Source organism: Amycolatopsis oliviviridis, assembly GCF_014654365.1.
GTDB classification, from domain to species: domain Bacteria; phylum Actinomycetota; class Actinomycetes; order Mycobacteriales; family Pseudonocardiaceae; genus Amycolatopsis; species Amycolatopsis oliviviridis.
In genome coordinates this window covers 38,204-65,084 of record NZ_BNAY01000003.1, presented here as the reverse complement: position 1 = coordinate 65,084, position 26,881 = coordinate 38,204, and the positions used below count along the sequence as shown (strand labels likewise).

Sequence of the window (26,881 nt, the reverse complement as noted above, 5' to 3'; positions counted from 1 at the left end):
AGAGTCTGTCTTTAGTGAAGATGGGGCAGGCTTCTGTTAAAGCTCAGGCACTCCGCAGCATTGTTAAGATCTCCGCCTGCTCGAAGTGCTCGGCCCACCCCAAAGCCGAAGACGAGTACAGAGAATCCTCCAGCGAGGGGTCCGCCCCCGCCGCCAGCAACGCGCGCACCGCGTCGACGTGCCCGCCCTGCACGGCGAGGTGTAGCGCAGTGACGCCCTCACCGTGCGAAAGCCCACCGAACTTCCCCTGGCGGTTCACCGAAGCGCCCAGTTCGGCCAAGGTCCTGATCGCCGAAGCCTTCCCCTGTGCGGCGGCCCAGGTCAGGGCCGTGCCCCGGTAGACGTCGGCATCCACCCGGGCGCCCCGTGCCACCAGGGTCCGTATGGCTGAAGACCGGTCGTTCCGCGCGGCCCAAGACAGCGCCTCGTCGACGATCTCGGCCGGATCGTCGCTCGGCCGCCATTCCGGGAAACCGCTGTGCGGCCGGTGGAATTCGCGGTGCGCGCCCGCCGCGGGGGAGAGCGTGCCGTCCGGTGCGAGCAACTCGTCGAGCAGGCCGGCCCGGCCGAGTCCCGCCGCCACCCGGAGGTTGCCGGGGGCGAGGTCCCGCGCGGCCAGTACCTCGGCGGCCTCGCGGTGACCCCAGAACAACGCGACCACCAGCGGTGTCCCGCCATCGCCGCGAGCGGGCACGTCGACCGGGGCGCCCGCGTCGAGCAGCATCGTGACCAGCAGCGGCAGGCCGACGTAGCCGGCCTGGTGCAACGCCGTCCAGCCGTGCACGTTGGCCGACGCCGGATCTGCCCCGTGATCGAGCAGGATCCGGCACAGCCGCTCGTCGCGGGTGGCGGTGGCCATGCCGAGCAGGTCGTTCCCGTTCTTCCCGTGGGCGTGGACGAGCGTGGGCAGGTCGCCGATCAGGCGTGCGAGACCGGCTAGGTCCCGCGCGTCGATCAATTCCCGTGCCTGCTCGAAAGCGAGTTCAGCCGGTGACGTCACGCTTCCGCACGCTACCGCCCACCCCCGACAAAACCCGCCATTCGGCCAGCGGGATCCGCTCGTCCCCGGTCAGGACCTGCAGGCAGACATGGTCCGCGCCCGCGTCCAGATGCTCCCGCACCCGCGCCTGGATCGCGTCCTCCCCGACGGCGACCAGCGCGTCCACGAGGCTTTCGGAGCCGTAATCCTCTTCGGTGAACCCGAAGCGCCGCAGATTCGCCTGATGATGGGCCGCCAGTTCCAGATACGCCGACACGTGCCGCCGCGCGATCTCCCGGTCCGAACCCAGCACGACGGCCTGCTCGACGGCGAGGAAGGCCTCGGGTCCCATGACCTCCCGTGCCTGTGCGGTGTGCTCGACAGGGACGAAGTACGGATGCGCCCCGTCGGCGCGTTCCGCCGCCAGGGAGAGCATCTTCGGCCCGAGCGCGGCCAGCAGCCGCCGATGCGGGGAGTCCGGTGTGGACAGTTCGGCCCCGTCCATGCCGTCGAGGTATCCGCGCATGGCTTCCAGCGGTTTCGTGCCCCGCCGGTGTCCGCCCAGCCCGAGGATGAACCGGTCCGGATAGGCCTCCGCGAGTGTCCGCCCGGCGGCCGCGGCGGTGGCCGGTTCCCGCTGGTCGAACCGCGCGATCCCGGTGGCGACCCTCAGCCGGGACGTCGCCGCCAGCAGCAGGCCCGCCTGCGTGAAGGCCTCGCGCCCGAGGTGTTCCCCGAACCACAGCGTGTCGAACCCCAGCTCTTCGACTTCTGCGGCGGCCTCGCGGACTTCGCCGATTTCCTTGCCGTCGAACGAGAACGTCCAGATCCCGACACTCACCTGGTCACCTCCGTCAGTGACGGCGCGAGCCGCTCCAGGTGGGTCACCATCGTGTCGAGGTCGTCGCCCACCGGGCTGACGAGCACGGTGTCCGCCCCGGCGTCGACGAGTTCCTTGATCCGCCCGGCGATCCGCTCCTCGTCGCCCCACGCGGTCAACCCGTCCACGAGCCGGTCGCTGACGCCGTCGATGTCGGCGTCGGTGTAGCCCAGCCGCTTCCAGCCGTTGAAGTAGTGCGGGATGCCGTACCGCTTCATCAGGCCGATGTTCTTCGCGACGTCCGCCCGAGCCTCCTCGCGGTCGCCGAGCAGGACCGAATGGGTGGGAACGAGCAGCTTGTCCTCGCCGAGGATCTCGCGGGAGTACGGCGTGTGCTCGAAGGGCTGAGCGAACGGGTGCGCGCCGTCCGTCAGGTCTCGCGCGAGTTCGAGCATCTTCGGGCCGACGGCCGCGAGGATCGTCGGAAACGGGACGGGTGAAGGGAATTCGGCCTCGGCGGCCGACATCGCCGCGAGGTACTCCCTGGTCTGTTTAAGCGGCCGGTAGTCCGAACCAGCCTTCGCTGCCTGGCTCGGGTGGCCGATCCCGACACCGAGGACGAACCGGCCGGGAAAGGCGTGCGCGAGCGTCCGCCCGCCGCTCTGGGTGGTGTAGGCCGGTCGCGACCACATGTTGGCGATCCCGGTGCCGATCACCACACGATCGGTGGAAGCGAGCGCGATGGCACTGTGCGCGAACAGCTCCCGGCCGCCCGGGCCCTCGCCGCCCCACACGGTGCGATACCCCAGTTCCTCCAGCCGTCGCATCGCGCGCAGTTCCGCGTCGGGCGGTGAGGCCAGCGGCGCGAGCGGCAGCCAGACGCCGACCGGCCCCAACCGGTCGCGCGTCTCTTCGATCAGGTCCATCAGTTCTCCCCAGCTAACATGAGGCAGCCTCCGTTTACCTGCCCGACTATACGGAGGGTGCCTCCGATTTGTCGAGACTAAGCTCTGGAGCGCGATGGACACGGAGAAGAAACCGCTGCGCGCGGACGCCCGGCGCAACTACGAGCGCCTCCTCGAAGAGGCGAGGCACGCTTTCGCCGCGCACGGGGTCGAGGCCTCGCTGGAAGAGATCGCCCGCCGGGCCGGGGTCGGCATCGGTACGCTCTACCGGCACTTCCCGACGCGGGAGGCCTTGGTCGAGACGGTGCTCCGCGACAGATTCGACGGCCAGGCCGCGAAGGCTCGCGAACTCCTGGACTCGCCGGAGCCGCTCGACGCGCTGAGGACCTGGCTCGCCGGGATGGGGACGGAGTCGGCGCGCTACCGCGGTCTGCCTGAGCTGATGGTCGACGTCCTCGACGACGAGACCTCGCCGCTGTACGCGTCGTGTCACGCCATGCGGGACGGTGTATCCCATCTGGTGGAACGGGCGAAGGCCGCGGGTGCGCTCCGGGCGAACGTCACAGTGGACGAACTGCTGGTGCTGCTGCACGCGCTTTCCTGGGCCAGTGAACACCTTTCGGGTGAAAACGCGCTCGAACGGCTCGTCGATCTCGTTTTCGCGGGATTACGGGCGAGTTAACAATCCCCTGTCACCAGGTCTAAACTGCGGCGCAACCGGGCACAACGGCGTGACCGTAAACAGTGAGTCGCAGGCACAGACCAGATAGTGGGAGCCGTATCGTGACCAAGCCGAACAAGCCCGTCGTCCTCATCGCCGAGAAGCTCGCTCCTTCCGTGGTGAGTGTCTTCTCCGACGAGGTCGAGGTCCAGCATGTGGACGGCACCGACCGTCCCGCGCTGCTCGAAGCCGTGAAGACGGCGGACGCGCTGCTCGTGCGGTCCGCGACGAAGGTCGACGCCGAGGTCCTCGCCGCCACCACCTCGCTCAAGGTGGTCGCCCGCGCCGGCGTCGGGCTGGACAACGTCGAGGTCCCCGCCGCCACCGAACGCGGTGTGCTGGTGGTCAACGCGCCGACGTCGAACATCGTCTCCGCCGCCGAGCACGCCGTCGCGCTGCTGCTCGCGGTCGCCCGCCGGGTCCCGGCCGCCGACCAGAGCCTCCAGGGCGGCGCGTGGAAGCGCAGCGCCTACTCCGGCGTCGAGATCCAGGGCAAGACCGTCGGTGTGGTCGGCCTCGGCAAGATCGGCCAGCTGTTCGCGCAGCGGCTCGCCGCCTTCGACACCAAGATCGTCGCGTACGACCCCTACGTCTCGGCCGCCCGCGCCGCGCAGCTCGGCATCGAGCTGGTCACGCTGGACGAGCTGCTGGAGCGCGCCGACGCGATCTCCATCCACCTGCCGAAGACCCCGGAGACCAAGGGCCTGATCGGCGCCGAGGCGCTCAAGAAGACCAAGCAGGGCGTCATCATCGTCAACGCCGCCCGCGGTGGCCTGATCGACGAGCAGGCGCTGGCGGACGCGGTGAGCTCCGGCCACGTCGGCGGCGCCGGCATCGACGTCTTCGTCACCGAGCCCACCACCGAGAGCCCGCTGTTCGGCCTGCCGAACGTCGTCGTCACCCCGCACCTGGGCGCGTCGACCGCCGAGGCGCAGGACCGCGCGGGCACCGACGTCGCGAAGTCCGTGCTGCTCGCGCTGCGCGGCGACTTCGTGCCGGACGCGGTGAACGTCGCCGGTGGCGGCACGGTCGGCGAGCACGTCCGGCCGTACCTCTCGCTCACCCAGAAGCTCGGCACCGTGCTGACCGCGCTGAACCCGAAGGCGCCGGCCTCGGTCACCGTCGTGGTCAAGGGCGAGCTGTCCACCGAGGACGTCAGCGTGCTGCCGCTCGCGGCCGAGCGCGGCGTGTTCTCCGGCGTCGTCGAGGACCAGGTCACCTTCGTGAACGCGCCGCGGGTGGCGGAGGAGCTGGGGGTCCAGGTCGATCTGGTCACCGAGACCGAAAGCCCCAAGTTCCGCAGCCTGGTCACCGTCCGCGCGGTGCACGCCGACGGCACCACGCTCTCGGTGTCCGGCTCGGTCACCGGCAAGGACGAGGTCGAGAAGCTGGTCGAGGTCAACGGCCGCCACTTCGACCTCCGCGCCGAGGGCAACGTGCTGCTGCTGGAGTACCCGGACCGTCCCGGCATCATGGGCCGCGTCGGCACGCTGCTCGGCGAGGCGGGCATCAACATCGAGGCCGCGCAGATCAGCCAGACCACCGACGGCGCGGACGCCGTCATGCTGTTGCGTGTGGACCGTTCGGTGGACTCGCACCTGCTGGAGCCGATCGGCGCGACCGTGGGCGCGCACACGATCCGGGCCGTCAACTTCGGCTGACCTGAAAGCCATATAACGAAAGCCGCGTCCACGGACGCGGCTTTCGTTATATGGCAACACGTTACCGGCGTTACAGGAATACTTCTCCCCGGTAGTCACGGGGTTGCGAAGAGCAAGATTCAATAACGGTGAAAAATGCCTACTGAAGTCGGGCTGGTACACGGATAGGTTCTTCCGGCGAGGCCGAACCATCGCGCCGTCAAGGGCACGGCGCGGCGCCGGGGCTCACCGTCGGGGGTGTGTTCGAGCGGCAGGCAGGTTCCGAGTCGAGGCCTCGAGTGAGGGCATTAACTCATGAACAGATCCCGCGTACCCCGATGGGCCATCCGCTCGTCGGCCGCGGTCTTCGCCGCGTTGCTCGCGACGTCCGTGACCGGGGCGACCGCGGCCGCACAGGATGTCCCCCTCGCGGACGGCATCACGCCGGCGAAGATCGACCGTAACGGGTTCCAGGGCAAGGTCGAGCCGAAGCTCAAGGCCGCCCAGGGGCAGATCACCGCCTTCGTCGAGCTGGCCAAGCAGCCCGCCGTCGACGCCTTCAACGCCGAGCAGAACAAGGGCGCGGGCAAGGAGAAGGCGAAGAAGGCCGCGAAGGACGCCAAGGCCGACGCCGCCGCGACGGTGAACTCCGTCGTCGGCCAGCTGAAGGCCGCCGACGCCGGCACCCAGCTGGTCACCCAGACCGCCAACGCGGTCGCCGGCGCGGTCGTCACGGCCGACGCGGCGAAGATCCGCGAGCTGGCCAAGCGGCCGGACGTCGTCTCGGTCAAGAAGGTCGTGCCGAAGACCCGCACGAACTCCAGCGCGGTCCAGCTCACCAACACGCTCGCGTCGTGGCAGCAGACCGGCCGCTACGGCGACGGCATCCGTGTCGGCGTGATCGACGACGGCATCGACTACACCCACGCCGACTTCGGCGGTCCGGGCACGGTCGAGGCGTACAAGGCGATCAACCGCGACCAGGCCACCCCGGCCTTCCCGACCGACAAGGTCGTCGGCGGTATCGACCTGGTCGGCGACGCCTACGACTCGGGCAGCAGCGACCCGGCCCTCAAGACCCCGAAGCCGGACCCCAACCCGCTCGCGTGCGGTCACCACGGCACGCACGTCGCGGGCACGGTCGCCGGTTTCGGCGTGGACGAAACGGGCAAGACGTTCACGGGCGACTACAAGAAGCTCAACAAGAAGAAGCTCGAAGCGATGCAGATCGGCCCGGGCACCGCGCCCAAGGCCCTGCTGTACGCGATCAAGGTCTTCGGCTGCGACGGTTCGACCAACGTCACTTCGCAGGCGCTCGACTGGTCGCTCGACCCGGACGGCGACGGCGACTTCACCGACCACCTCGACGTGGTCAACCTGTCGCTGGGCGGCGACTTCGCCACCCCGGACGACCCGGACTCGCTGTTCGTGCGCAAGATCGCCGCGAACAACGTCGTCCCGGTGTTCTCCGCGGGCAACGGCGGTGACCTCAACGACGTCGGCGGCGCGCCGGGCAACACGCCCGAGGCGCTGACCGTTGCCAGCAGCCGTGACGCGTCCGTCCTGCGCGACGCCGTCGAGGCCGTGGCCCCCGCCGGGGTCAAGGGCGCGAAGACCGGCCAGTTCAGCCAGAACTACGCGGCCTACGACACGCTCGACGTCACCGCGCCGGTGGTCGCCCTGTCCGCGGCCAACGCGGCGGGCTGCAACCCGTACTCCGAAGCCGACAAGGCCAAGGCCGCGGGCAAGATCGTCTGGCTCGAATGGGACGACAACGACGCGACCCGCGCCTGCGGTTCGGGCGCCCGCTCGAACAACGCGCAGGCCGCCGGTGCCAAGGGCGCGCTGTTCTCGTCCACGCTGGAGCACTTCTCGGCCGGTATCGCGGGCAACGCGGCCACGCCGACGTTCCAGCTGACCGGCAGCGCGACCGCTTCGCTGCGCCCGGCGCTGGCCGCCGGCACGCTGCAGGTCCGCATGACCGGCAAGGGCCGCGTGTCCGTGCCGACCTTCGACCAGTCCATTGTGGACACCCCGAGCTCGTTCACCTCGCGCGGCGGGCGCGGACCGGCCGTCAAACCGGACGTTTCGGCGCCCGGTGACTCGATCTCGTCCGCGCTGGCGGGCAGCGGGACGGGCCGCCTGGTCATCTCCGGTACCTCGATGGCGGCTCCGCACACCTCGGGTATCACCGCCCTGATCCGTCAGGCGCACCCGGACTGGTCGGTCGAGGAGGTCAAGGCCTCGGTCATCAACACCGCCGGGCACGACATCCACGACGCCTCGGGCCGCACCTACGCGCCGCAGCGCGTCGGCAGCGGCCGGATCGACGCGAAGGCCGCGCTGGACAACCAGGTCCTGGCCTACGTCGTCGACAACCCCGGCGCCGTCACGGTCAACTTCGGCGTCGTCGAAGCGGGCGGCCCGGTCACCCTGACCAAGACGGTCAAGGTGGTCAACAAGGGCATCAAGCCGGTCGAGTACTCGGTGGGCTACGAAGCCGTGAACGCGCTTCCCGGTGTCGAGTACACAGTGGACAAGCCGACCGTCAAGCTGAGCCCGCGCGGTATCGCGACGGTGAAGGTGACCCTGAAGATCGCCGACCCCAAGGCGCTCCGCAAGGTCATCGACCCGACCATGGCGACCACGCAGGTCGGCCTGGCCCGGCAGTTCGTGGCGGACGCCTCCGGCCGGATCGCGTTCACCCCGAAGAGCGGCACGACCGTTCCGCTGCGGCTCTCGGTGTACTCCGCGCCGAAGCCCGTCTCGTCCATCAGCACCCCGGGCAACGTCAACTTCGGCGCCGGCCAGAACCAGGCCGTGCTGAACCTGACCGGCAAGGGCGTGGACCAGGGCACCGGTTCGCAGCGGTACCGCTCGCTGATCAGCGTGCTCGAGCTGCAGGCGGAATCCCCGCAGCTGCCCGAGTGCGACGGCAACGTCACCACCGACTGCACGCTGAACCAGACCGCCAAGGGCGCCGACCTGCGCTACGTCGGCGCGGCGTCGACGGCCCCGCTGGCCAAGGCGCAGGGTGAGCCGGAGAACGCGTTGCTGGCCTTCGGTCTCACCACCTGGAGCGATCTGGCCAACCTGGGCAGCAACACCTCGCCGTTCGTGGACATCGACACCACGGGCGACGGGCAGCCGGACTTCGAGACCTATGTCACCAAGGTGACGGCGACCGACGTCCTGGTCGCGGTCACGGTGGCGCTGAAGCCGGGCTTCCCGCAGGTGGACATCCAGCCGGTCAACGGCCAGCTCGGCGACGTCGACACGAACGTGTACGACACCAACGTCGTCGTGCTGCCGGTGAGCATCGCCGCGCTGGGCATCGACCCGAACGCCGCGTCGCACAAGATCAGCTACACGGTCGGGACCTCCGGGTTCTACGCGGCGCCGGGCGCGGACTCGTCGACGATCGACTACGTCGGCACGCCGCTCTCGTTCGATGCCTTGGCTCCCGCGTACACGGTCCAGGGTGGCGGCGACGCCGCGCTGGGCTACGTCGCGAAGCCGGGCACGGCGCTGGTGGTCAACCGCAACACCGCGGCGCAGGACACCGTCCTGGGCCTGCTGGCGATCGATCACCACAACGCCTCGGGCAACCGGGCGAACGTGGTGAAGATCCAGGCGAACAACGGCAACGGCAACGCCGGTGCCGACCGGCCGGGCAACGGCGGCAGGCACACCGGCCGTCAGCCGATCGGTGTGGGCTGACGCGATAGTGCGATAACCCGCGTTCGATGAGGTGAGGGACGCCCTGGCGGCAAGCTTTCCGCCAGGGCGTCCCTTCTTGTATTCACTCTTTTGGCTGTCTCGCTCTGTGGGAGGCTCCGGCATAAGGGTGGTGCGGCTACGGCTACCGGGCTACAGCCGGTAACCTTCCGCTGCTGGCGTTTTCTTGCGGATGGGCCATCCGGACTGCCGGTGGCCTGGTCTACGGAGGTGTGTGGATGCGGCTCGCGGTGATCCCAGGAGACGGGATCGGGCCCGAAGTGGTCTCCGAGGCGCTCAAAGTGCTCGGTGAGGTCGTACCGACGGCGGAGATCACGAACTACGACCTCGGCGCCGCCCGGTGGCACTCCACCGGTGAGCTGCTCCCGGAGTCGGTACTCGGTGAACTCCGTCAGCACGACGCGATCCTGCTGGGCGCGGTGGGCGACCCGACGGTGCCGAGCGGCATTCTGGAGCGTGGCCTGCTGCTGCGTCTCCGGTTCGAGCTCGACCACCATGTGAACCTGCGCCCCGCCCGGTTGTACCCGGGGGTGCGCGGCCCGCTCGCCGAGGGCGGCGAGATCGACATGGTCGTCGTACGTGAGGGCACCGAAGGCCCCTACGCCGGCAACGGTGGCCTGCTGCGCAAGGACACCGACCACGAGATCGCGACGGAGGTCAGCGTCAACACGGCGTTCGGCGTCCGGCGGGTGGTGACCGACGCGTTCAACCGTGCCGAGGCGCGGCCGCGCAAGCACCTGACGCTCCTGCACAAGACGAACGTGCTGGAGTACGCGGGCTCGCTGTGGTCGCGGATCGTCGAAGAGGTCTCGCTGGAGCACCCGGAGGTGACCGTCGCGTATTCCCATGTGGACGCGGCGATGATCCACCTGGTGACCGACCCGTCCCGGTTCGACGTCATCGTGACCGACAACCTGTTCGGCGACATCGTCACCGACCTCTCGGCGGCGGTGACCGGCGGCATCGGGCTGGCGGCGAGCGGGAACCTCGACATCACGCGGCGGAACCCGAGCATGTTCGAGCCGGTGCACGGCAGCGCGCCAGACATCGCGGGCCAGGGTCTCGCCGACCCGACCGCCGCGGTGCTGTCGGTCTCGCTGCTGCTGGACCACTTGGGACAGAAGGAAGCGGCGCGGCGGATCGAGGCCTCGGTGGCCTTCGACCTCGCGACCCGCGACCAGGCGTCGCCCGGTGCGACACACGCGATCGGTGACCGGCTGGCGGCGCTCGTCTCGTCGAACGTGCGCCCGGTCACTCAGTAGGTCCTTGGCGCAATGAAGGGGCCTTTCATAGCAAAATTTGCTATGAAAGGCCCCTTCATTGCATCCCAGGCTTCCCGGAACGTGGGAAGTATCGCCCGGCTTGTGGACGTCCGGTGAGGGCGTGTGCCATGATGCGTCCGTGACCTCCTGCACCATCATTATCGCCGAGCGCGCCGGATAACAGCTCCACAAGAGCCCCCGGCGCGCAACCTCTCGCACCCATGCGGGAGGTTTTTTTGTTGCCTGAACACGTTTTGCCACCACCATGAGGAGTCCCCAGTGACCCGCAAGGAGCCCGCCGATACTCCGCTCGGCGACGCCTTCCACCTGTACGACACGACGTTGCGAGACGGTGCGCAGCGTGAGGGCATCTCCTACTCCGTCGCGGACAAACTGGCGGTGGCGAGGCTGCTCGACGATCTCGGGGTCGGCTTCATCGAAGGCGGATGGCCGGGCGCGCTGCCCAAGGACACGGAATTCTTCGCCCGAGCCGCTTCGGGCGAATTGAAACTGAACCACGCTGCCCTCGTCGCCTTCGGCGCGACGAGGAAGGCCGGAGCCAAAGCGGAGCAGGACCAGCAGGTGCGGGCCCTGCTCGACTCTCAGGCCCCGGTGATCACGCTGGTGGCCAAATCGGATCTGCGTCACATCGAGCGCGCGCTGCGGGTCGACGTCGACGAAGCGTGCGAGATGGTGCGGGACACCGTCGCGTTCCTCGTCGGCGAGGGACGTCGCGTCTTCCTTGACGCGGAACACTTTTTCGACGGCTACGCGTTCTCCCCGGACACCGCGCTGAAGGTGCTCGACGCGGGAGTGAACGCCGGTGCCGACGTCGCGGTGCTGTGCGACACCAACGGCGGCCAGCTGCCGCTCGGTCTCGCGGAAACCGTCCGCGAGGTCAAGGAAAGGACCGGATTCCGGCTCGGAATCCATTGTCAGGACGACACTTCCTGCGCGGTGGCGAATTCCGTCGCCGCCGTGCAGGCCGGCGTGACGCACGTCCAGTGCACCGCCAATGGTTACGGCGAACGGGCGGGTAACGCCGATCTGTTCGCCGTGACAGGGAATCTCGTGACCAAGCTCGGACTGGAGGTCCTCCCGACCGGAGGCGCCGCCGAGCTCACCCGGGTCTCCCATGCCCTTGCCGAAATCGCCAACCTCGCCCCCTACACCCACCAGGCTTACGTAGGGGCGTCGGCCTTCGCCCACAAGGCGGGACTGCACGCGAGCGCGATCAAGGTGGATCCGTTGCTGTACAACCACATCGATCCAGCTTTCGTCGGCAATGACATGCGGGTACTGGTCACCGAGATGGCCGGCAGGGCCAGCCTGGAGCTCAAGGGACGTGAGCTCGGGGTCGACCTTGCCGGCCAGCCCGAGGCGCTGACGAGCGCCGTCCGCAAGGTGAAGCGGCTCGAATCCGAAGGCTGGTCCTTCGAGGCCGCGGACGCTTCACTGGAACTGCTGCTGCGGCGGGAGGTCGACGGCCCGCAGAGCGACGTCCTCGACGAACCGCCGTTCGAACTCGAGTCGTACCGGGTCGTCCTCGACCACCGTTCCGACGGCGAGGTCGTCTCCGAAGCGACGGTCAAGGTGCACGTCGCCGGGCAGCGCGTGATCGCGACCGCCGAGGGCAACGGCCCCGTGCACGCGCTCGACGCCGCGCTGCGCGAGGCGCTCAGCCCGCATCTGTCCTGGTTGGACAGTGTCGAGCTGGCCGACTACAAGGTGCGGATCCTGCCCGGTCATCCGGGCACCGACGCCGTCACCCGCGTGCTCGTCGAGACCAGCGACGGCGAGCGGGGATGGACCACCGTCGGCGTGCACGGCAACATCGTCGAAGCGAGCTGGCTCGCGCTGTGCGACGCGCTCGTGCACAAGTCCCTCAGCGAGGGCCCGGCGTGAGGAGTCGTACAGTGGGGGAGTGCGTCTAGCCCGAATTGCTCATCCCGGTGGTGTCGCGTTCGCTTCGATCGAAGGGGACGGCGACGACGCCCAGGTACTGGAAATCGCCGAGCACCCCTTCGGCAACAAACCCAACTTCACCGGCAAACGCTGGCCGCTCGCCGACGTCCGGCTGCTCGCGCCGATCCTGCCGTCGAAGGTGATCGCGGTCGGCCGGAACTACGCCAAGCACGCGGCCGAGTTCGGCAACGAGGTGCCGTCGGACCCGATGCTGTTCATCAAGCCGTCGACCACGGTGATCGGCCCGAACGTGCCCATCCGCCGTCCGAGCGGCGTCGGCCGGGTCGACTTCGAGGGTGAACTGGCGATCGTCATCGGCCAGCCGGTGAAGAACGTGCCCGCCGCCCGCGCGGCGAGCGCGATCCTCGGCTACACCGTGGCGAACGACGTCAGCGCCCGTGACCTCCAGAAGTCCGACGGCCAGTGGGGCCGGGCGAAGGGATTCGACACCTTCTGCCCGCTCGGCCCGTGGATCGAGACCTCGCTCGACGCGGCCGACCTCGCGCTCAAGTCCGAGGTGGACGGTGTGCTCAAACAGGACGGCCGGACGTCGGACCTGGTGCACAAGATTCCCGAGCTGGTCGAGTTCGTGTCCGGTGTGATGACCCTGCTGCCCGGCGACGTCATCCTGACCGGCACGCCCGAGGGCGTCGGCCCGATCGAGGACGGCCAGTCCGTGTCGATCACCATCGAAGGCATCGGCACCCTGACCAATCCGGTCCAGGACGTCTAGAGCGTGCTATGAAAGGTCCTTTCCTTGCAAAATTTGCAAGGAAAGGACCTTTCATAGCGTTCGGGGGCCGTCAGCCGTCGGCCGGCTCCATCGCCCGCCGCGCGAAGGCCGGGGCGTGCTCGGGCCGCAGCCCCAGCCCCAGCAGCCGCGCCGGGACGTAGGACAGCACGGGGAAGCGGCTGAACAGCTTCACCATCACCGCGGGCGGCCCGTTGCGCTTGCCCTCCATGACCGGCCGCATGATGTTCTTGTGCAACAGCCGTTGCAGCCCCTGCACCATCATCGTGGGCGCGAGACGGCGCTTGCGGACCTTCGCCAGGTCCGACCCCGAAGGCCTGCCCCGGCGCAGCGGCTCGGCGAGCAGGGTGGCGGCCGCGACCGCGTCCTGCACCGCGAGGTTGATGCCGACCCCGCCGACCGGTGACATCGCGTGCGCCGCGTCACCGATGCACAGCAGCCCGTCGAGGTGCCACGTCCGCAGCAGGTTCATCTTGACGTCGAGGAACTTGATGTCGTCGGTCGTCTTGAGCTCGTCCACGCGATCGGCGAACTCGGGGCAGACGTCGGCGACGTTCTCCCGGAACCATTCGATGCCCTTGGTCCGCAGGTCCTCGCCCTTCGGGCCGAGGTAGGCGACCTGGAAGTAGCCCTTGCGCGGCAGCGGCACGGCGAACCGGCGGTTCCGCATCTTCGGGGTCAGCCTGCCCTCGTACTCGCCGTCGTCGCGCGAGATCCGGAACCACCACGCGTCGAACGGGGTGTCGTACTCCTTCGGGATCAGCCCGGCCTCGCGCCGGGCCAGCGACCAGCGGCCGTCGGCGGCGATCACCAGGTCGGCGCGTAGTTCGCCGGTGGTGCCGTCGCCGGTGCGGTAGCGGACCCCGCCCACCCGGCCCTTCTCCAGGATCAGCCCGGTCATCTCGGTGCTCTGCCGCAGCGTGAACGTGGGTTCCTTCGCGCCGGCGTCGGCGAGCAGGTCCAGGAAGTCCCACTGCGGGACCATCGCGATGAACGGATGCGCGACCTTCAGCCTGGTCAGGTCGGCCAGGCGCATCATCGTGCCGTCCTCGGCGGGGAAGCCCGCGTAGGAGATCTCGCTGTGCGGCAGGCTGAGGAATTTCTCGCCGAGGCCCAGCTCGTCGAGCAACGTCAACGTCGACGGGTGCACGGTGTCGCCGCGGAAGTCCCGCAGGAAGTCCTTGTGCTTCTCCAGCACCGTGACCTCGCCCCCGGCCCTGGCCAGCAGCAACCCGGCGACCATGCCCGCGGGGCCACCGCCGACGACCACGCAGTTCGTGCGTTCGTTCATCCGTCCCACCCCTTCGAAACCCTTATTCATCACTTGTTGAATAAGGTCAGGATGCACCCGCCCGACCGGCGCGTCAAGCGCCATCCGGGCGGATACGCTGATCGGGCTATGACCCGGGTCTCACCGGTTCGCGTGCTCTTGCCGGCGATCGAGACGACTGTCCGAAAAGGACTCCGAGGCGCGGGAGCTGTCCTCGATGGACGGCGATCGCGGAAATGCCGTTGTGGACGGTCCGTACTTCAAGCCACGCAAGGATTTCCGGTGTCGTCACTGCGTGTGTGCACTCTGGACCGGGCAGCGGGCCGGGTATCGGCATTTCACCCGACTGGTCGCGTTACCTGTTGTCCGGTAACTAAAAAACGTCATCTCACCAACTGGGAGTAGAGTGCCCGCGCCGGAACAGAGCAGCCTTTATCACCTCATCGGCAGAGTCGCGATCGCGCTGGGTGCCCTAGCCTCACTTGGTGGATTTCGCTCTCGTGCCCCGGACCTCGTCACGAACCACGCCGGACGCTCCGGATGGAGCCCCCTGGGAGCCCCCGGAGTTACGGTTGGTGTGCCTCGACATCGATGACACACTGATCGACTGCACGGCCGCGATACGGCTCAGCCTTCGCGCGCTCACCGGCCAGAACGACCTTTGGCCGCTGTGGGATCTCATCACCGAAGAGCATGTCGCGCTGGTGGTCGCGGGTGAAATCGATTACGCGACCATGCATCACAAGCGTACTGAATGCTTCCTCGCCGAGATCGGCATTTTCGCCGACGAAGAGCAGGTCAGCGGCTTCGAAAGACGCCGTCGTGAAATCCTCACCCGTTCGTGGCAATTGTTTGAAGATGTCCTCCCGTGTCTGGAATGGTTGCGAGCCGCTGGCGTCCTCGTCGCGGCCGTCACGAACGCCTCGGGCACGCATCAGCGCAAGAAGATCGCCGACCTCGGCCTCGCCCGCTTCTTCGACCACGTGGCCATCGCCGGTGAACTCGGAGTAGCCAAACCGGACCCGGCGATGTTCCACTCGGTCTGCCTCGGCCTCGGCTGCGACCCGGCGCAGGCCGTCCACGTCGGCGACAAACTCGACACCGACGCCATCGGCGCCCGCGACGCCGGCCTGGGCGCCGTCTGGCTCGACCGGGACGGCATCGCCGAGCGCGCCCCGGCGGGCGTGCACACGATCTCCGGCCTCGACGAGCTCCCTGAGCTGCTGGTTTCCGAGTTCGCGAAGCTCGGCGTCCCGGCCCAGCGCGCTACGGAGACCCCCGCTTTCACGGTGCGGAACAGCGTGCTCTAGTATTTCTTCTCGTGCGGTGCTGAGCCGGTCAAGATCGGAACGGCACTTCACTGGGGTATGGTGTAATTGGCAGCACGACTGGTTCTGGTCCAGTTAGTCTAGGTTCGAGTCCTGGTACCCCAGCTGGAGAACTCTCCGGAGTGAAACACAGAGTGACCCCCCTGAGAAGGCGGGAAACCCGGTCTGGTAAGTTTCTCCACAGCAACACAGCAGGCGAACAACTGAAAAACCTCCTCTCGCAGGAGGAAGTTCCTAGCCCCCGTCGTCTAGCGGCCTAGGACGCCGGCCTCTCACGCCGGTAGCGTGGGTTCGAATCCCATCGGGGGTACTCGCAAAAAGCGCCGATCATTTTGATCGGCGCTTTTTGCTATTTCAGGAGCTGGCATGGCGTCGGTGATCCTTTCTGCGGCAACAGCGGTTTCCGGTACCTGGCCGACCGGCAGTTTCCGTTCGGCCTGATGTTCCTGGGCGGCGCTGTCGTCCACTGTGGTCAGCTCGGCTTCGATGATGCCGCGCCGCGCCGGACTGAAGAGGCGATCGGTGTAAAAACTGAGACGGCAGCGAGCAGTTCGTCTTCACGGAGCCGGATCGCTACCGGAAGTCCTGCGTGGGGTCCGGTGTCACCCGCGATTGTTCGTGCCGGTCGGTACAGGTAGTAGAGAATCCTGTTGCTTCGTGTCACCGGCCATGCGCCGCCCGCAGCTGTGGAAGATCGTGCCGCGGAAGAAGTAGGAACGTTCGGCGCTCGGGTTGATGTTCAGCTGACCGTCCGCACGAGACTCTCGTTTGCCCGCGCGACGGCTGTTGAGTTCGTCGAGCATCCATTTGGAGATCAGGCCTCGTGAACCGGGCCTCAGTGCCCAGCCTCCTTGAAGGGCTCGTGTTCGGACGTGGTCGCTCTGCGGTGGTTAGCGCTGGAGGTCGGCGTTGAGCCGGTCCGCGATGGGGTTGTAGCCGTACGGAGGCTTGCCGATGAGGACCTCGTGCTCGGCGATCGACTTCACCCACACGGGACCCGCTCAAGATTGCCGGTTTCATCGTGGTCGCCCCGTGCCGCCGGATGAGCTGAGCCGGGGAGCGGAGGTCCCGCTCCCCGGGCCGGTTGCTACTTCAGAAGCGCGGGCACGGTGGCGAGCACGCCCATCGCGCTGCCTCCGCCTGCCAGCAGTGCGGCGGGCCAGGTGAGGCCGGTCGCGATCGTCAGTCCAGCGGTAATCGCAGCGACAACAAGCATCATGACCAGGACAAGCGCAGCTTTGGCATCGAAGAGTTCCATGGGGCCTCCGTTCGTTTCGCCGGCCGCGTCTTTGTCGCGGCCCAAGAACGAAGGTGCCCGGCCTGGGACGCGTGGTGGCTGAATCCGAACAAGATCGCACACCCTTTCGATTGGATGCCGCTGACCTGCGCATTTAGTGTGGTTCGGGCGGCGAAAGCGGGCCTGTGCCGAACGAATCCGAACGCATGACCTGCCGTCCGCACTACCCTGGCGGCCATGGGTGAGGGAATGGGCACACAGGGTGGCGTAGACGGTCCTTGGTCACTAAGGCGGTTCTCGGAGAGTCTTCGCGCCCTCAAACGGCACGCTGGTGGGCCGTCGTTCAGCGAGATCAAGAAACTGACCGACAGGAAGCCGTCCTCAGCGACGCTGAGCGCGCTTTTCGCAGGCAGTGGCAAGAACGCTCCGAGGTGGGACCTCGTCTCCGACGTTGTCACGGCGATGCTCGCCTACGCTCGTCAAAACCGGCTGAACCTGGATCCGCGGGTGGCGGACCTGGGGGAGTGGCGGCGAAATCACGAGCTCCTCGTCGAGGCGATGGAAAAGGCGGTAGCCGATCGGGCCGCTCGGCAGGCGGCGCTGTTGACGGCGTTCTCGGTGCTTCCGACAGACGAGCTCCGGCATCCACCGTTTCCTACGCTGGACGAGCTGACAATGGCTTGGGAGGGCAGACCGGAGCCCTCGGGTGGCGTGTACTTGCCTCGGCCCGACTTCGATGAGGAGCTGAGCGAAGCTCTCGCCTCGGAGTCGGCGCCATACCCATTCGTGTTGGTGTACGGCGACGACGGCGCGGGCAAATCCACGTCCGCCTGGGCTGCGGTGGTCAGGGTTCTTGATCCCAGCACCAAGGTGCTCGTGCCACAGGACCGAAACGCGTTAGCCGCCCTCGCTCAAGCCGCCGATCTGCCTACGATCACGAACGGGCCGACGCTGATCTGGGTGGACGGCATGACCGCCGCGGACCTGGACCGCCTCACCGGCGAGATGCTCGAACGTCTTGCCGGCACGGCGTTCATCGTGGCGACGATCGCTGCCGACGACTGCGCGACCATCATCGAGGGCCCCCGAGACTGGATGCCCATCGCACGGGCCGCGCTGCGGAGTACGTATCTCCTGCATCTGCCGTATGAGCCGGAGATCATCGAGGAGGTGATGCTCAATGCCTCGCTCGGCACGGAATCGTTCGACGCCGGCGAGATCCAGGATCCCGCAGACCCGGAGATGATGATCCTTCGCCTGAACACCGCGCGTTCGAGCAGCCCCGCGGGCATGGCGCTTGTGCGGGCCGCCATCGACTACCGCCGTGCGGGACTGGAGCGTCCGGTTTCCGACGGTGAGCTGCGGCGAGTGTTCCCGCACTATCTCGCCGACGTCAGGAACTTCGCTGTGACGGACGAACTTTTCGAATCGGGTATCGCCTGGGCTCAGGGCGTCGGTTCGGAGGCGGAGGCGATGTTCGTAGTGTCTCCACACCTCAAGAACGGCGATCGGCTCTGGAGCGTCGTTCGGACCTTGGTGGACGGCGCGGAGCCGAAACGGGCGATTCCCGACGTCCTGTGGGCGGAGCTGATCGACTTCGCGACACCCGGGGAGTGCGGAGGGATAGGCCACAGGGCGATGCAACTGGGGCAGCTGGCGTATGGCGCGCAAGCCCACACAAAGGCGGCGAGTGTTCCGGATGTCGAGGCGCGAGCGCACATTCTCGCCGGCGTCGCGTACAGGGACCTCGGAGATCGTCCAGCTTCGCAGATGGCGTTCATGGCTGCGTATCGGGCCGCCTCCCGGGACACGCTCGCATCCGAGGCCTGCTATGCGGCCTACGAGCTGGGCAATCTCGCTGCTGCGGGCGGCGACACCGACAAGGCTGTCCGCTGGTGGACCGATTCCGCCGAGCGTGACGAGTGGAGTTCCCTGGCAGCCTATCTGGCTCTGGGTTCCCATTACGCGCTGAAGGGCGAGAAGGAAAAGGCGCTGGCCGCCCTTGATCGTGACTTCTCGGGGGAGAAGCCCGCCATGCGACAGCACGTCTCGATGTTGCTTCTCCTGTTGCGTCCGACAGCCGAGAGCTTGGCCGAGGTCGCTGCGGTCGCGGACGAAACCCCACTGGAAACGGAGGCTCAACGTGAGATCAAACGCGAGCTCATGAGCTACGTCGCTAAGCGACTGCAGCTGGCCGAGACAGCTGAACGGACTGAGCCCGGTGAAACAACTCATGCGGAGGTCCTGTTCGACAGGGGCTACACAGCACTCATTTTCGGCGCGCGGGAGGACGCCGCCACCGCGTTGGACCAGTGTGTCCGCTGTGGTGACGGACGCTACTCGATCGAGGCAGCCTTCGAGCTGGGGAAACTCCTGCATGAGGACGGTGATTTTGCCGGAGCGGAACGCGCCTGGATGACGATCGTGGAGGCCGGCGACGAGGAACTGGCGCCTCGGGCTCGGTTCAACATAGCGCTGCTGCGCCAGGAAACCGGCGATTCGGCCGGGGCGATTGCACAGCTCGAACAGGTCCTCGCGGACGGTGATCCGGATCGCCGGGCTCATGCCGCGCTTCTGAGTGCGCAGATCCTCGAGGCCCAGGACGCCGATGTAGCCGTGGTCGATGGCTTTTACCGGCAGGCGATCGAGGCGGGATCCCCGGAATGGTCTCCTTTGGCGCTGATAGAACTAGGCGTCTCGATTCACCGGCAGCACGGTCCGACCGACGAGGCCCTGTCATTGTTGCGTGTGGCGAGCGAATCGGAACATGCAGACGTGGCGCCGAGGGCTTCATGGATCCTAGGGTGCTTTCTGGAAGTGTGCGAAGATTACGATGGCGCGATTCAGGCTTATCAGATGGCCATCGCCGCCGGGCATTCCGACTTCAGCCCGGCGGCACAGTCCTCGCTGGGGCAACTGTACGGGATACTGAACCAGCCAGGACTCTCCATGCGTCACTTGGAAGCCGCGTACAACTCGGGACATCCCGAGTATCGGGTGGAAGCCGCGTTTCACATGGGATTACTGCACTACTGGTTCGCGCGGTACCGAAACGCAGTGGTCGCGTTCCGCGAGGTAGTGGTCAACCGACATTCCAAGCTGTGGCCGATAGCGGCCTTGTTTCTGGGTAAAGTACTTAACGCTCTCGATGATATCGAAGGCGCCGCGGAAGCATGGCGTTTAGCGGCGGAGTCCGGAACTGAGCCGGCTGCAGCTGACGCGGCCGCTGCTCTTCGGGAGCTTAGGATGAGCCTGGAAGAGAAGATGGACTGACCATCTCCAAGAAGCTCTCAGGCGCCTACTTCAAGGCGGGTGCCTACACTCGAGCCAACTGCGGCAACATTTCTCGTTGTCATGACGGTAATTCGGCCGTGGCTTCCGCGCGACCAGCGGTGGCCTGCGCCGTGCCCTCGACGTCGGTGCGGGACGGCTCGTGGCCCCCGAAGGCGGGCAAGAGGCTGCTCGGCGGCTCGCCGTCGCATGCCGACTCGCTGCACCGGGCGGCAAGGGCCAAGGGACACGACATCGTGCTCGATCGAACGGGTGGCGCGACCCGGGCGGGATCGCCGACCCGAACAAGTACCGGGACGAATTCGCGGTGCGCTGGGTGAACAGGCAGCACAATTCGGAAGCCGGGAATCGCTTGCATTCCTTCTACCAGACCCATCGGATCCTCGACGTGGATCGCCTGATCCCGCCGTGGAACAAGATCCTGGACCCGAATGATCAGGAACGCTTCTGGGTTCCGATCACACCCTAGAATCGGCACGGTGGATTTCTGACCGGTGAGGTGTGCCCGGTTCGCCCGGGCACACCTCACCTCGGCGAGAGGCTGGGCATTCGTGACCGCACCGGTGAACGAGATATGGCAGCGCGTCGTGGACCTGCTGCGGGAACACGCCCCGGCCACCGCTCGCGAGCTCCGTCCTCCCGGCCCCGCGGAGGATGTCCAAGATCTTCAACGCCTCGTCGGGCTCCCGTTGCCGGAAGATCTCCTCGGCTGGTGGGCGCTCATGGACGGCATCGTCGACCGGTACGACCAACGGGCCGGGAACCTGGTGCCGAACGGCTACGTGCCCCTCGCCGTGCGGAGAGCTCACGAGGAGTACCAACGGCTTCTGGAGTCCACCGCCCCGGACCCGACCTGCTGCGGCCCGGACCGGGCACACCGGAACCGGGCGGGCGACGACGGAGGCCCGTTCTGCACCGCGCTGGTCCCCATCTGCCGCGACATCACCGGCTCCAGCCTGTGCGTGGACCTGCGCGACGGGGACGATCACGGCATGATCGTGGAGATGGCGCCCGGGGACGGCTTCGGCGCGACCCACTGGGGAAGCGTGACCGAGATGCTCACCGAGATCGCCGAACGGCTCGACGCCTACGCGCGTCGAGCCGAACTTCCCTATGGCGAGAAACACCCCTCGGTCGACGACGAGGGAAGACTCCAGTGGCAGTAAGGGAGTTCGTCCGATCAGGGGCCGAACAGACCACAGTGCCCGTGGCGCGCATCGGATACGTTGAGAGGAAAGGCTTCGGCCGGAAACGTAGGCGATGCGGGGAGAAGACCATGACCGTCCCGGTGCCGAGCCGGCCGCTCCCGAGGCGGGGCGGCCTCAAGGACCGGGCGGAGCAGGTGCTGGGACCTCGGGCCGCCAAGCGGGTGACGGTCTTCCGCGACGGTACGTCCTATGTGGAGGCCGGCGCCGGGAGACAGTTCGTGGCCTGGCTGGTCGATTTCGTCGTCTTCCTGTTCGGCGTGGGAGTCGGCGTCGTCATCATGGCGGTCGTGGATCGTTCGGCGAATCTCGACGACGGGGTGCTCACCCTCGCCATGCTGGCGATGTTCTTCGTGGTGCCGTCGCTGTACGGCGTTTGCTACGGGAACGGTCGCGCGCTCGGCGCGGTTGTCGCCGGTACCAGGCTCGTGCGGATCGCGGACGGCGGCCGGATCGGCAAGAGAGCGGCCTGGGCGATGCTGGTCAGGACGGTGCTGATGCCGCTGCTCCTCCTCGCCGTGCTCGCGGCCGCGTTCACCGGGGGCGGCACCGCGCCGGGTGGTTCGCAGGCCAGGGTCAGCGTGGACGTCGGCGCCACCCGACGGCTTCGTGCGGCGGGTATCGATCGGTGACACGAAGCAAGCGTGGCTGCTAGCGGTGATGGAGGCGCTCGTCCGTGCTTTCGCCGCGTCGCCGGACATCGTGGGGCCTGCCAGTGAAAACACGCCGATCCCACCGCAAGCCGTTGTTCACGCCACGTTCATCTCGGTGCCATGTGATGGGGAACCTTGCAGGCAGCGGACAGCGACGTCGAAGGAGAGCAGGATGAGCACTCCGACCTTGGACACGATGGCGACCGAACAGCTCGATCTTCATTTCCGGCAGCTGGAAGACCGGCTGACCCACGATTACTCCGGCATCACCCGATCCGCCCTGCACGACCTGGTGGAACACGAGCGGTCCCGGTTCGCCGGGGCGCGGATCCACGCTTTCGTCCCGATCCTGGTGGAGCGCGCGGTCCGGCTGACCTTGACCCTGCCCCAGGCGAAGCATCGCAAGCCGTAGGGAAGCGCCGCCTCCACGATGATTCAGACGCCCGCGTTCTGCCTGATCCAGTCGCGGTACCGCGTCACGTCGGTGTAAGCCGGGGTCGGGTGGCAGGCACCCGACAGCCCGATCAGGTACCAGGCGCCGCCCGGCCCGGAAGCGAACAGGGGCCGGGCGAAGTCGTTCTCGGTCGCGCAGCCCTCGTCCCTGGCGAGACAGATGGTGGCGGTTCCCCCGCAGTTCTCGGTGGTCACCCGAGTGCTGGACGCGGTCTGCAGATCGGTCGCGCACAACGCTTCGTCGCCCTCGCAGGACATCGACCAGCCATAGGTCCGCACCTGTCCCCCCGCTCGCGGGCTCTCGGTGCCGAGCGGTGCGTAAGGACCAGGGACATCGTGATCGAGCCGCACCAGCGCGAGATCCGCGTCCGGATGCGTTCGGACGCTGTCGACGGAGACGACCGCGGTCCGGGAAGCGCCTTGGCTCTCGCTGTCGAGGTCGAACTCGATCTCCGAGGGGTGCCGGGCGCACCGGGCGGTGGTGATCATCCAGCGCGGAGCGATGATCGTGGCGTTGCACAGCTCGTCGCCGTCGGTGAGCAGCCGGGCGTCCCACGGGCCCGACGTCGAGAAATCGGCGGCGAGGGTGGGAGAGGTCCCTTCCGGATCGCCGGCGCCCTGGTGGCGGCCCGCCACACCCACCGCGACGGCGGCGGCGACGGTCACCACGGTCACCACGACACCGTGCAGGATCGCCCCCTTCGCGACTTTGGGAATCGCCCACACACCTCCCGGGTCGCCGTCCGACTGAGTAGGTCACTCACCCTCACGGACCCGGGACGAGGGGGCCACCTACTTTCGTCGACCGTCGCGTGCGGGAAATTCCCATTTGCCGTTTGGAAAGCGTGCGGGGGCGGTCGGCGACCGCCCCCGCACGTCCGGGATCAGGGAGTGTCGGTGCCGCCGTCGAGCTGCTTCTTGATGTCGTCGAGGTAGGTCGAAACACGGCTGTAGACGCCGTACTTGCCCGCTTGGGCACAGCCTTCGCCCCACGAGACGACGCCGATCAGCTTGCCGCCGGAACCGACCAGCGGACCGCCGGAGTCGCCCTGGCAGGTGTCCTTGCCGCCCTCCTCGACACCGGCGCACACGTGGGCTTCCGCCACGTAGCCGTCGGGATACGCCGTCTTGCAGCCGTCGTCGGAGACGACCGGGAGCGAGACCTTCTTCAGGTTGTCCGACTGCTCTCCGTTTTCGGAGGTCAGGCCCCAGCCAAGGGCCACGGCCTCGGCGCCCGGCTGGTAGCCCTCGTCGGACTTGCCGGCGAGCTCCATCGGCTTGGCGTCGGTGTCGCTTTCCAGTGTCAGCACCGAAACGTCGGCCGTGGTCTTGCCGGCGTCGTACTGTTCGTGCACCCAGATGGCCTTGACCTTGAAGACCTTGCCCTCCTCGCTGGACATCTTGGTGCGGCCGATCGCGACCTGGACCTGCTCCGGCTTGTCCTTGATGTCCACGGTGCAGTGCGCCGCGGTGACGACCTTGTTCTTCGCGGCCAGGGTGCCGCCGCAGAACTGCCCGCCCGCGCTCAGCAGCGCGACCGCGAAGGGGTTCTCCTCGGTGGTGGTGTCCTCGCCGCCGACCACGAACGGCTTGACCGGAGGCGGCGGCGGGGCGGCGATGGCGCTGGTCGCGGTGGCGGCGATCGAAGCCGCCGCCACCGCGACCGTACCCACCAACAGCGCCATGCGGCGCGAGCCGTTCGTCATGTCGATCTCCTTCTCGTCGTCGCCCTCGAGCAGGGGACTCGGGGGCTGTATCGAGAAGTAGTCCGGTCGAGAGGGCCCCTACCAGCGCCTTTCGGCGGGGCGCGGTCATCCGGACGGATGATGGAGTCGCTTCACGGCGTGATCTCATCCGAACGATTGACCGGTGACCTACCTGAGTAGGTGTCACTCGTTGGTTCAAGATCCCTACCTTCCGTGATGTCTCGTCCAAGGGGACCCGGAAGGAACGCACTATGAAGGCACGTTTCATGGCCGCCGGCCTGGCCGCGGCCGCGGCTTGCGGAATCGCCGTGATCACCGCCGTACCGGCGAGCGCCGACCCGATCACGCCGAAGATCATCGGCGGGCAGCCTGCGGACCAGGTTTACTCGTTCATGGTCTCCCTGCAGTCCAGCGGCAGCCACTTCTGCGGTGGATCGCTGATCAGCGAGGAGTGGGTGCTCACCGCCGCGCACTGTGTGGTGGACGCCCAGCCGGAGCAGGTGAAACTGCGGATCGGCACGAAGACCTGGGCCCAGGGCGGCGAGGAGGCCCAGGCCGCGGAGATCAAGGTGCACCCGGACTACGACGGCCAGAAGGCCGGCGGGGACATCGCCCTGATCAAGCTGGCGGCGAAGGCCACCTCCAAGCCGGTCCAGCTCGCCGACAAGGCCGACCCGGGCACCGAGTCGCGGATCATCGGGTGGGGCCAGACCTGCCCGACCCGGGGTTGCGGTGAGGTTCCCGACGAGCTGCAGCAGCTGGACACCAAGGTGCTCGAGGCCGACAAGTGCACCGACATCGACGGCAAGGTCGAGCTGTGCACGGACAACCCGAACCAGAACTCGGGTGCCTGCTACGGCGACTCCGGCGGACCGCAGATCGTCAAGAGCGGGGAGGAATGGCGGCTCATCGGCGACACCAGCCGCAGCGGCAACGGTGACGCCACCTGCGCGACCGGACCGTCCATCTACACCTCGGTGGTGGCCTACAAGGACTGGGTGACGCAGACTACCGGCGGCGGTGGTACCGACCTCCGCTGACACGCCCGGTTCCACGACCGTGCCCGGAACGTCCACTGTGGACGTTCCGGGCTGGTGCGCGCGCGGGGCGTCGTCCCACCGCGAGGGCGGAAGGCAGGGACATGGGTGCGATGCCGTTCTCGGCGGCCGGGTTCGATCGGCTGCGCCGGTTCCGGCCACTGGCCGAAGTGCTCGTCGTCGCCACCTTGATCGTGCTGGGCGTGATCGATTCGCAGGTGGACTTCGGCCCGGACGGCTACCTGAAACCGGTGGCGGTGGCGGTCTGGCTGGCCGGTCCGCTGTCGCTGCTGCTGCGCCGCCGCGCGCCGTTCGCGGTGCTGATCGTCGCGCTCATGTGCCCCAAGGCGGCCGAGCTGATCGATCCCGCGCTGCAGAGCGGGAACCTGACCAAGACGCTGACCGCGTTCGTCGTCGTGGGTTCGGCGGGCTACTACGCCCGTTCGCCTTTCCTGGCGCTGGTCCTCTCGCTGCTGATGACCTGGATTCCCCTGCTCATCGCGCAGAGCGACCTGCGGCCGCCGATCGGCGACTTCGTGTATCACGGCTCGTTGATGGTGCTGGCCTGGCTGGTGGGGCACAGCATGAAGATGGGTGCCCTGCGGGCGCAGTTGTCGCAGCAGCGCGCGGCGGCGTCGATGGCCGAGGAAAGAGTACGGATCGCCCGCGAACTCCACGACGTCGTGGCGCACAGCATCAGCGTGATGACCTTGCACGCCGGCGGGGCCCGCCGTCTCCTGCGTTCCGACCAGCGGGCCGAACACGACGCTCTCGAGGTCGTCGAGCAGACCGGCAGGCAGGCGCAGGACGAGATGCAGCGGGTGCTGCAGCTGTTGCGCTCGCCGCTGGACGAGCCGCCGGTGGACGTGCCGCGGCTCGCGGACGCGGAGGAACTGCTGCGGCCCGCGCGCGCCGCCGGGCTGGCCGCGCGGCTGCGCGTCCTCGGGGAACCACGTGACCTGGAGCCCGGCGTGGACCTGTCGACCTACCGGATCCTGCAGGAGGCGTTGACCAACGTGCTCAAACACGCCAAGGCGAGCCGGGTCGACGCGACGATCCGCTACGAGCCGCGCGCGGTGCGTCTGGAGATCACCGACGACGGGGCGGCGGCGAACGGCAAACCGGGCGGCGGCGGGCACGGCCTGATCGGCATGCGTGAACGAGCCGCGCTCTACGGCGGCACCCTGGAAGCCCGCCCCCTGCCCGAACGCGGGTTCCGGGTCGCCGCGACCATTCCGACGGCGGGAGCGGCACGATGACCATCCGGATCCTGCTCGCCGACGACCAGTACCTCGTCCGTGCCGGGTTCCGGCTGATCCTCGGTGGTGAACCCGATCTGGAGGTCGTCGGCGAGGCCACCACCGGCGTCGAGGCCGTCGAGTGCGCGCAGCGGACCAGGCCGGACGTCACGCTGATGGACATCCGGATGCCGGAGCTGGACGGCATCGAGGCGACCCGGCAGCTGTGCGCGATGGAATCGGAACCCACCAGGGTGATCGTGCTGACCACCTTCGACGTGGACGCCTACGTGTACGAGGCGCTGCGTGCGGGGGCGAGCGGGTTCCTGCTGAAGAAGGCGCCGCCGGAGGAACTGGTGCACGCGGTGCGGGTGGTGGCCGAGGGCCGGGCCCTGCTGGACCCGACGGTGACCCGGCGGGTGATCGACCAGTTCGCCAAGACGTCCAGCGCGCCACCGAAACCGCCCTCCGAACTCGCCACGCTGACCGACCGCGAGCGTGAAGTGCTGGTGCTGCTCACCGACGGCCTGTCCAACGCGGAACTCGCGGCGCGGCTGTTCCTGTCCGAGGCGACCGTCAAGACGCACCTGTCCCGGATGCTGGCCAAACTCGGGCTGCGGGATCGGGTGCAGGCCACGATCTACGCCTACGAACACGAGCTCGGCCGCCCGCGCCGGTAGCC

Annotated in this window: 23 protein-coding genes and 2 tRNA genes; 17 read left to right on the top strand and 8 right to left on the bottom strand. The window is 67.9% G+C overall.

The genetic code is table 11. The annotated features are described in order from the left end of the window. Positions 1 to 43 precede the first annotated feature (43 nt). Genes IE302_RS13330 through IE302_RS13320 form a run of 3 tightly spaced genes read right to left on the bottom strand, consistent with a single transcriptional unit; the run spans position 44 to position 2,725 of the window. Positions 44 to 1,000: an ankyrin repeat domain-containing protein gene (locus IE302_RS13330; protein WP_191254844.1), complete on the bottom strand. Its 957-nt coding sequence runs from the start codon at positions 998 to 1,000 to the stop codon at positions 44 to 46. After that, positions 984 to 1,820 carry a TIGR03620 family F420-dependent LLM class oxidoreductase gene (locus tag IE302_RS13325; RefSeq protein ID WP_191254843.1) on the bottom strand — a complete coding sequence of 279 codons (837 nt, stop codon included), beginning with the start codon at positions 1,818 to 1,820 and terminating at the stop codon, positions 984 to 986. Before IE302_RS13325 ends, IE302_RS13330 begins: the two co-directional genes overlap by 17 nt. Continuing rightward, complete coding sequence (locus IE302_RS13320; RefSeq protein WP_191254842.1) at positions 1,817 to 2,725, bottom strand: TIGR03620 family F420-dependent LLM class oxidoreductase; 909 nt, start codon at positions 2,723 to 2,725, stop codon at positions 1,817 to 1,819. The genes IE302_RS13325 and IE302_RS13320 overlap by 4 nt, the downstream gene beginning before the upstream one ends. Before the next feature lie 94 nt (positions 2,726 to 2,819). On the opposite strand from IE302_RS13320, the gene IE302_RS13315 reads away from it, so the two are divergent. The 6 genes from IE302_RS13315 to IE302_RS13290 all read left to right on the top strand — a co-directional run bounded on the left by IE302_RS13315 (position 2,820) and on the right by IE302_RS13290 (position 12,763). Next, positions 2,820 to 3,386, top strand: coding sequence for a TetR/AcrR family transcriptional regulator (locus IE302_RS13315; RefSeq protein ID WP_191254841.1), 567 nt, complete (start codon positions 2,820 to 2,822; stop codon positions 3,384 to 3,386). A gap of 101 nt (positions 3,387 to 3,487) precedes the next feature. Next, positions 3,488 to 5,086, top strand: a complete 1,599-nt coding sequence (gene serA / locus IE302_RS13310) for a phosphoglycerate dehydrogenase (RefSeq protein ID WP_191254840.1) — start codon at positions 3,488 to 3,490, stop codon at positions 5,084 to 5,086. A 294-nt stretch (positions 5,087 to 5,380) separates the two neighbouring features. Next, on the top strand, positions 5,381 to 8,785 hold the full coding sequence (locus IE302_RS13305; protein WP_191254839.1) for a S8 family serine peptidase: 3,405 nt from the start codon (positions 5,381 to 5,383) through the stop codon (positions 8,783 to 8,785). A 236-nt stretch (positions 8,786 to 9,021) separates the two neighbouring features. Beyond that, the gene (locus IE302_RS13300) at positions 9,022 to 10,065 is read left to right on the top strand and encodes a 3-isopropylmalate dehydrogenase (protein ID WP_191254838.1); all 1,044 of its coding nucleotides are present in this window, start codon (positions 9,022 to 9,024) and stop codon (positions 10,063 to 10,065) included. A 279-nt stretch (positions 10,066 to 10,344) separates the two neighbouring features. Further along, a complete protein-coding gene (cimA, locus tag IE302_RS13295) occupies positions 10,345 to 11,970 on the top strand; it encodes a citramalate synthase (RefSeq protein ID WP_191254837.1) in 1,626 nt (541 codons plus the stop codon). A gap of 19 nt (positions 11,971 to 11,989) precedes the next feature. Next, positions 11,990 to 12,763: a fumarylacetoacetate hydrolase family protein gene (locus tag IE302_RS13290; RefSeq protein WP_191254836.1), complete on the top strand. Its 774-nt coding sequence runs from the start codon at positions 11,990 to 11,992 to the stop codon at positions 12,761 to 12,763. A 70-nt stretch (positions 12,764 to 12,833) separates the two neighbouring features. Here the strand turns inward: IE302_RS13290 and IE302_RS13285 are convergent, their stop codons facing one another. Continuing rightward, complete coding sequence (locus IE302_RS13285; RefSeq protein WP_191254835.1) at positions 12,834 to 14,072, bottom strand: FAD-dependent oxidoreductase; 1,239 nt, start codon at positions 14,070 to 14,072, stop codon at positions 12,834 to 12,836. 554 nt (positions 14,073 to 14,626) lie between these two features. Between IE302_RS13285 and IE302_RS13280 the strand changes: the two genes are divergently transcribed. From IE302_RS13280 to IE302_RS13270, 3 genes are all read left to right on the top strand, one after another. Next, positions 14,627 to 15,361 carry an HAD family hydrolase gene (locus IE302_RS13280; RefSeq protein WP_191255585.1) on the top strand — a complete coding sequence of 245 codons (735 nt, stop codon included), beginning with the start codon at positions 14,627 to 14,629 and terminating at the stop codon, positions 15,359 to 15,361. A 51-nt stretch (positions 15,362 to 15,412) separates the two neighbouring features. Further along, a tRNA-Gln gene (locus IE302_RS13275) sits at positions 15,413 to 15,484 on the top strand. Positions 15,485 to 15,616: 132 nt separating this feature from the next. Then, positions 15,617 to 15,689 (top strand) — tRNA-Glu (locus IE302_RS13270). Between the two features lie 292 nt (positions 15,690 to 15,981). Here IE302_RS13270 and IE302_RS13265 read toward each other — a convergent pair. After that, positions 15,982 to 16,182 carry a hypothetical protein gene (locus IE302_RS13265; RefSeq protein ID WP_191254834.1) on the bottom strand — a complete coding sequence of 67 codons (201 nt, stop codon included), beginning with the start codon at positions 16,180 to 16,182 and terminating at the stop codon, positions 15,982 to 15,984. A gap of 284 nt (positions 16,183 to 16,466) precedes the next feature. Continuing rightward, positions 16,467 to 16,637, bottom strand: a complete 171-nt coding sequence (locus IE302_RS13260) for a hypothetical protein (RefSeq protein ID WP_191254833.1) — start codon at positions 16,635 to 16,637, stop codon at positions 16,467 to 16,469. Positions 16,638 to 16,853: 216 nt separating this feature from the next. Here IE302_RS13260 and IE302_RS13255 point away from each other — a divergent pair, with 216 nt between their 5' ends. The 5 genes from IE302_RS13255 to IE302_RS13235 all read left to right on the top strand — a co-directional run bounded on the left by IE302_RS13255 (position 16,854) and on the right by IE302_RS13235 (position 22,177). Continuing rightward, a complete protein-coding gene (locus IE302_RS13255; RefSeq protein ID WP_191254832.1) occupies positions 16,854 to 19,889 on the top strand; it encodes a tetratricopeptide repeat protein in 3,036 nt (1,011 codons plus the stop codon). 160 nt (positions 19,890 to 20,049) lie between these two features. Continuing rightward, a complete protein-coding gene (locus tag IE302_RS13250; protein ID WP_191254831.1) occupies positions 20,050 to 20,376 on the top strand; it encodes a hypothetical protein in 327 nt (108 codons plus the stop codon). An 82-nt stretch (positions 20,377 to 20,458) separates the two neighbouring features. Next, on the top strand, positions 20,459 to 21,073 hold the full coding sequence (locus IE302_RS13245) for an SMI1/KNR4 family protein (protein WP_191254830.1): 615 nt from the start codon (positions 20,459 to 20,461) through the stop codon (positions 21,071 to 21,073). A 110-nt stretch (positions 21,074 to 21,183) separates the two neighbouring features. Then, the gene (locus tag IE302_RS13240) at positions 21,184 to 21,744 is read left to right on the top strand and encodes an RDD family protein (RefSeq protein ID WP_191254829.1); all 561 of its coding nucleotides are present in this window, start codon (positions 21,184 to 21,186) and stop codon (positions 21,742 to 21,744) included. A gap of 193 nt (positions 21,745 to 21,937) precedes the next feature. After that, positions 21,938 to 22,177 carry a three-helix bundle dimerization domain-containing protein gene (locus IE302_RS13235; protein ID WP_191254828.1) on the top strand — a complete coding sequence of 80 codons (240 nt, stop codon included), beginning with the start codon at positions 21,938 to 21,940 and terminating at the stop codon, positions 22,175 to 22,177. 23 nt (positions 22,178 to 22,200) lie between these two features. Here IE302_RS13235 and IE302_RS13230 read toward each other — a convergent pair whose 3' ends face one another. Further along, entirely contained in the window at positions 22,201 to 22,893 is a 693-nt protein-coding gene (locus IE302_RS13230) for a trypsin-like serine protease (protein ID WP_191254827.1), read from the bottom strand. A gap of 209 nt (positions 22,894 to 23,102) precedes the next feature. Continuing rightward, positions 23,103 to 23,924 (bottom strand): S1 family peptidase, encoded by an 822-nt coding sequence (locus tag IE302_RS13225; protein WP_191254826.1) that lies wholly within the window; start codon positions 23,922 to 23,924, stop codon positions 23,103 to 23,105. A 251-nt stretch (positions 23,925 to 24,175) separates the two neighbouring features. On the opposite strand from IE302_RS13225, the gene IE302_RS13220 reads away from it, so the two are divergent. From IE302_RS13220 to IE302_RS13210, 3 genes are all read left to right on the top strand, one after another. Next, positions 24,176 to 24,964, top strand: a complete 789-nt coding sequence (locus IE302_RS13220) for a S1 family peptidase (RefSeq protein WP_191254825.1) — start codon at positions 24,176 to 24,178, stop codon at positions 24,962 to 24,964. A 101-nt stretch (positions 24,965 to 25,065) separates the two neighbouring features. Beyond that, a complete protein-coding gene (locus tag IE302_RS13215; protein ID WP_191254824.1) occupies positions 25,066 to 26,220 on the top strand; it encodes a sensor histidine kinase in 1,155 nt (384 codons plus the stop codon). Beyond that, the gene (locus tag IE302_RS13210) at positions 26,217 to 26,879 is read left to right on the top strand and encodes a response regulator (protein ID WP_191254823.1); all 663 of its coding nucleotides are present in this window, start codon (positions 26,217 to 26,219) and stop codon (positions 26,877 to 26,879) included. Before IE302_RS13215 ends, IE302_RS13210 begins: the two co-directional genes overlap by 4 nt. Positions 26,880 to 26,881 lie beyond the last annotated feature (2 nt).

Excerpts from the sequence above, each read along its gene's own strand:
- IE302_RS13320 (WP_191254842.1), bottom strand. The coding sequence starts at position 2,725 with ATGGACCTGATCGAAGAGACGCGCGACCGGTTGGGGCCGGTCGGCGTC.
- IE302_RS13315 (WP_191254841.1), top strand. The coding sequence starts at position 2,820 with ATGGACACGGAGAAGAAACCGCTGCGCGCGGACGCCCGGCGCAACTAC.
- IE302_RS13305 (WP_191254839.1), top strand. The coding sequence starts at position 5,381 with ATGAACAGATCCCGCGTACCCCGATGGGCCATCCGCTCGTCGGCCGCG.
- IE302_RS13300 (WP_191254838.1), top strand. The coding sequence starts at position 9,022 with ATGCGGCTCGCGGTGATCCCAGGAGACGGGATCGGGCCCGAAGTGGTC.
- IE302_RS13285 (WP_191254835.1), bottom strand. The coding sequence starts at position 14,072 with ATGAACGAACGCACGAACTGCGTGGTCGTCGGCGGTGGCCCCGCGGGC.
- IE302_RS13265 (WP_191254834.1), bottom strand. The coding sequence starts at position 16,182 with ATGCTCGACGAACTCAACAGCCGTCGCGCGGGCAAACGAGAGTCTCGT.
- IE302_RS13260 (WP_191254833.1), bottom strand. The coding sequence starts at position 16,637 with ATGGAACTCTTCGATGCCAAAGCTGCGCTTGTCCTGGTCATGATGCTT.
- IE302_RS13255 (WP_191254832.1), top strand. The coding sequence starts at position 16,854 with ATGGGTGAGGGAATGGGCACACAGGGTGGCGTAGACGGTCCTTGGTCA.
- IE302_RS13240 (WP_191254829.1), top strand. The coding sequence starts at position 21,184 with ATGACCGTCCCGGTGCCGAGCCGGCCGCTCCCGAGGCGGGGCGGCCTC.
- IE302_RS13235 (WP_191254828.1), top strand. The coding sequence starts at position 21,938 with ATGAGCACTCCGACCTTGGACACGATGGCGACCGAACAGCTCGATCTT.
- IE302_RS13225 (WP_191254826.1), bottom strand. The coding sequence starts at position 23,924 with ATGACGAACGGCTCGCGCCGCATGGCGCTGTTGGTGGGTACGGTCGCG.
- IE302_RS13220 (WP_191254825.1), top strand. The coding sequence starts at position 24,176 with ATGAAGGCACGTTTCATGGCCGCCGGCCTGGCCGCGGCCGCGGCTTGC.
- IE302_RS13215 (WP_191254824.1), top strand. The coding sequence starts at position 25,066 with ATGGGTGCGATGCCGTTCTCGGCGGCCGGGTTCGATCGGCTGCGCCGG.
- IE302_RS13210 (WP_191254823.1), top strand. The coding sequence starts at position 26,217 with ATGACCATCCGGATCCTGCTCGCCGACGACCAGTACCTCGTCCGTGCC.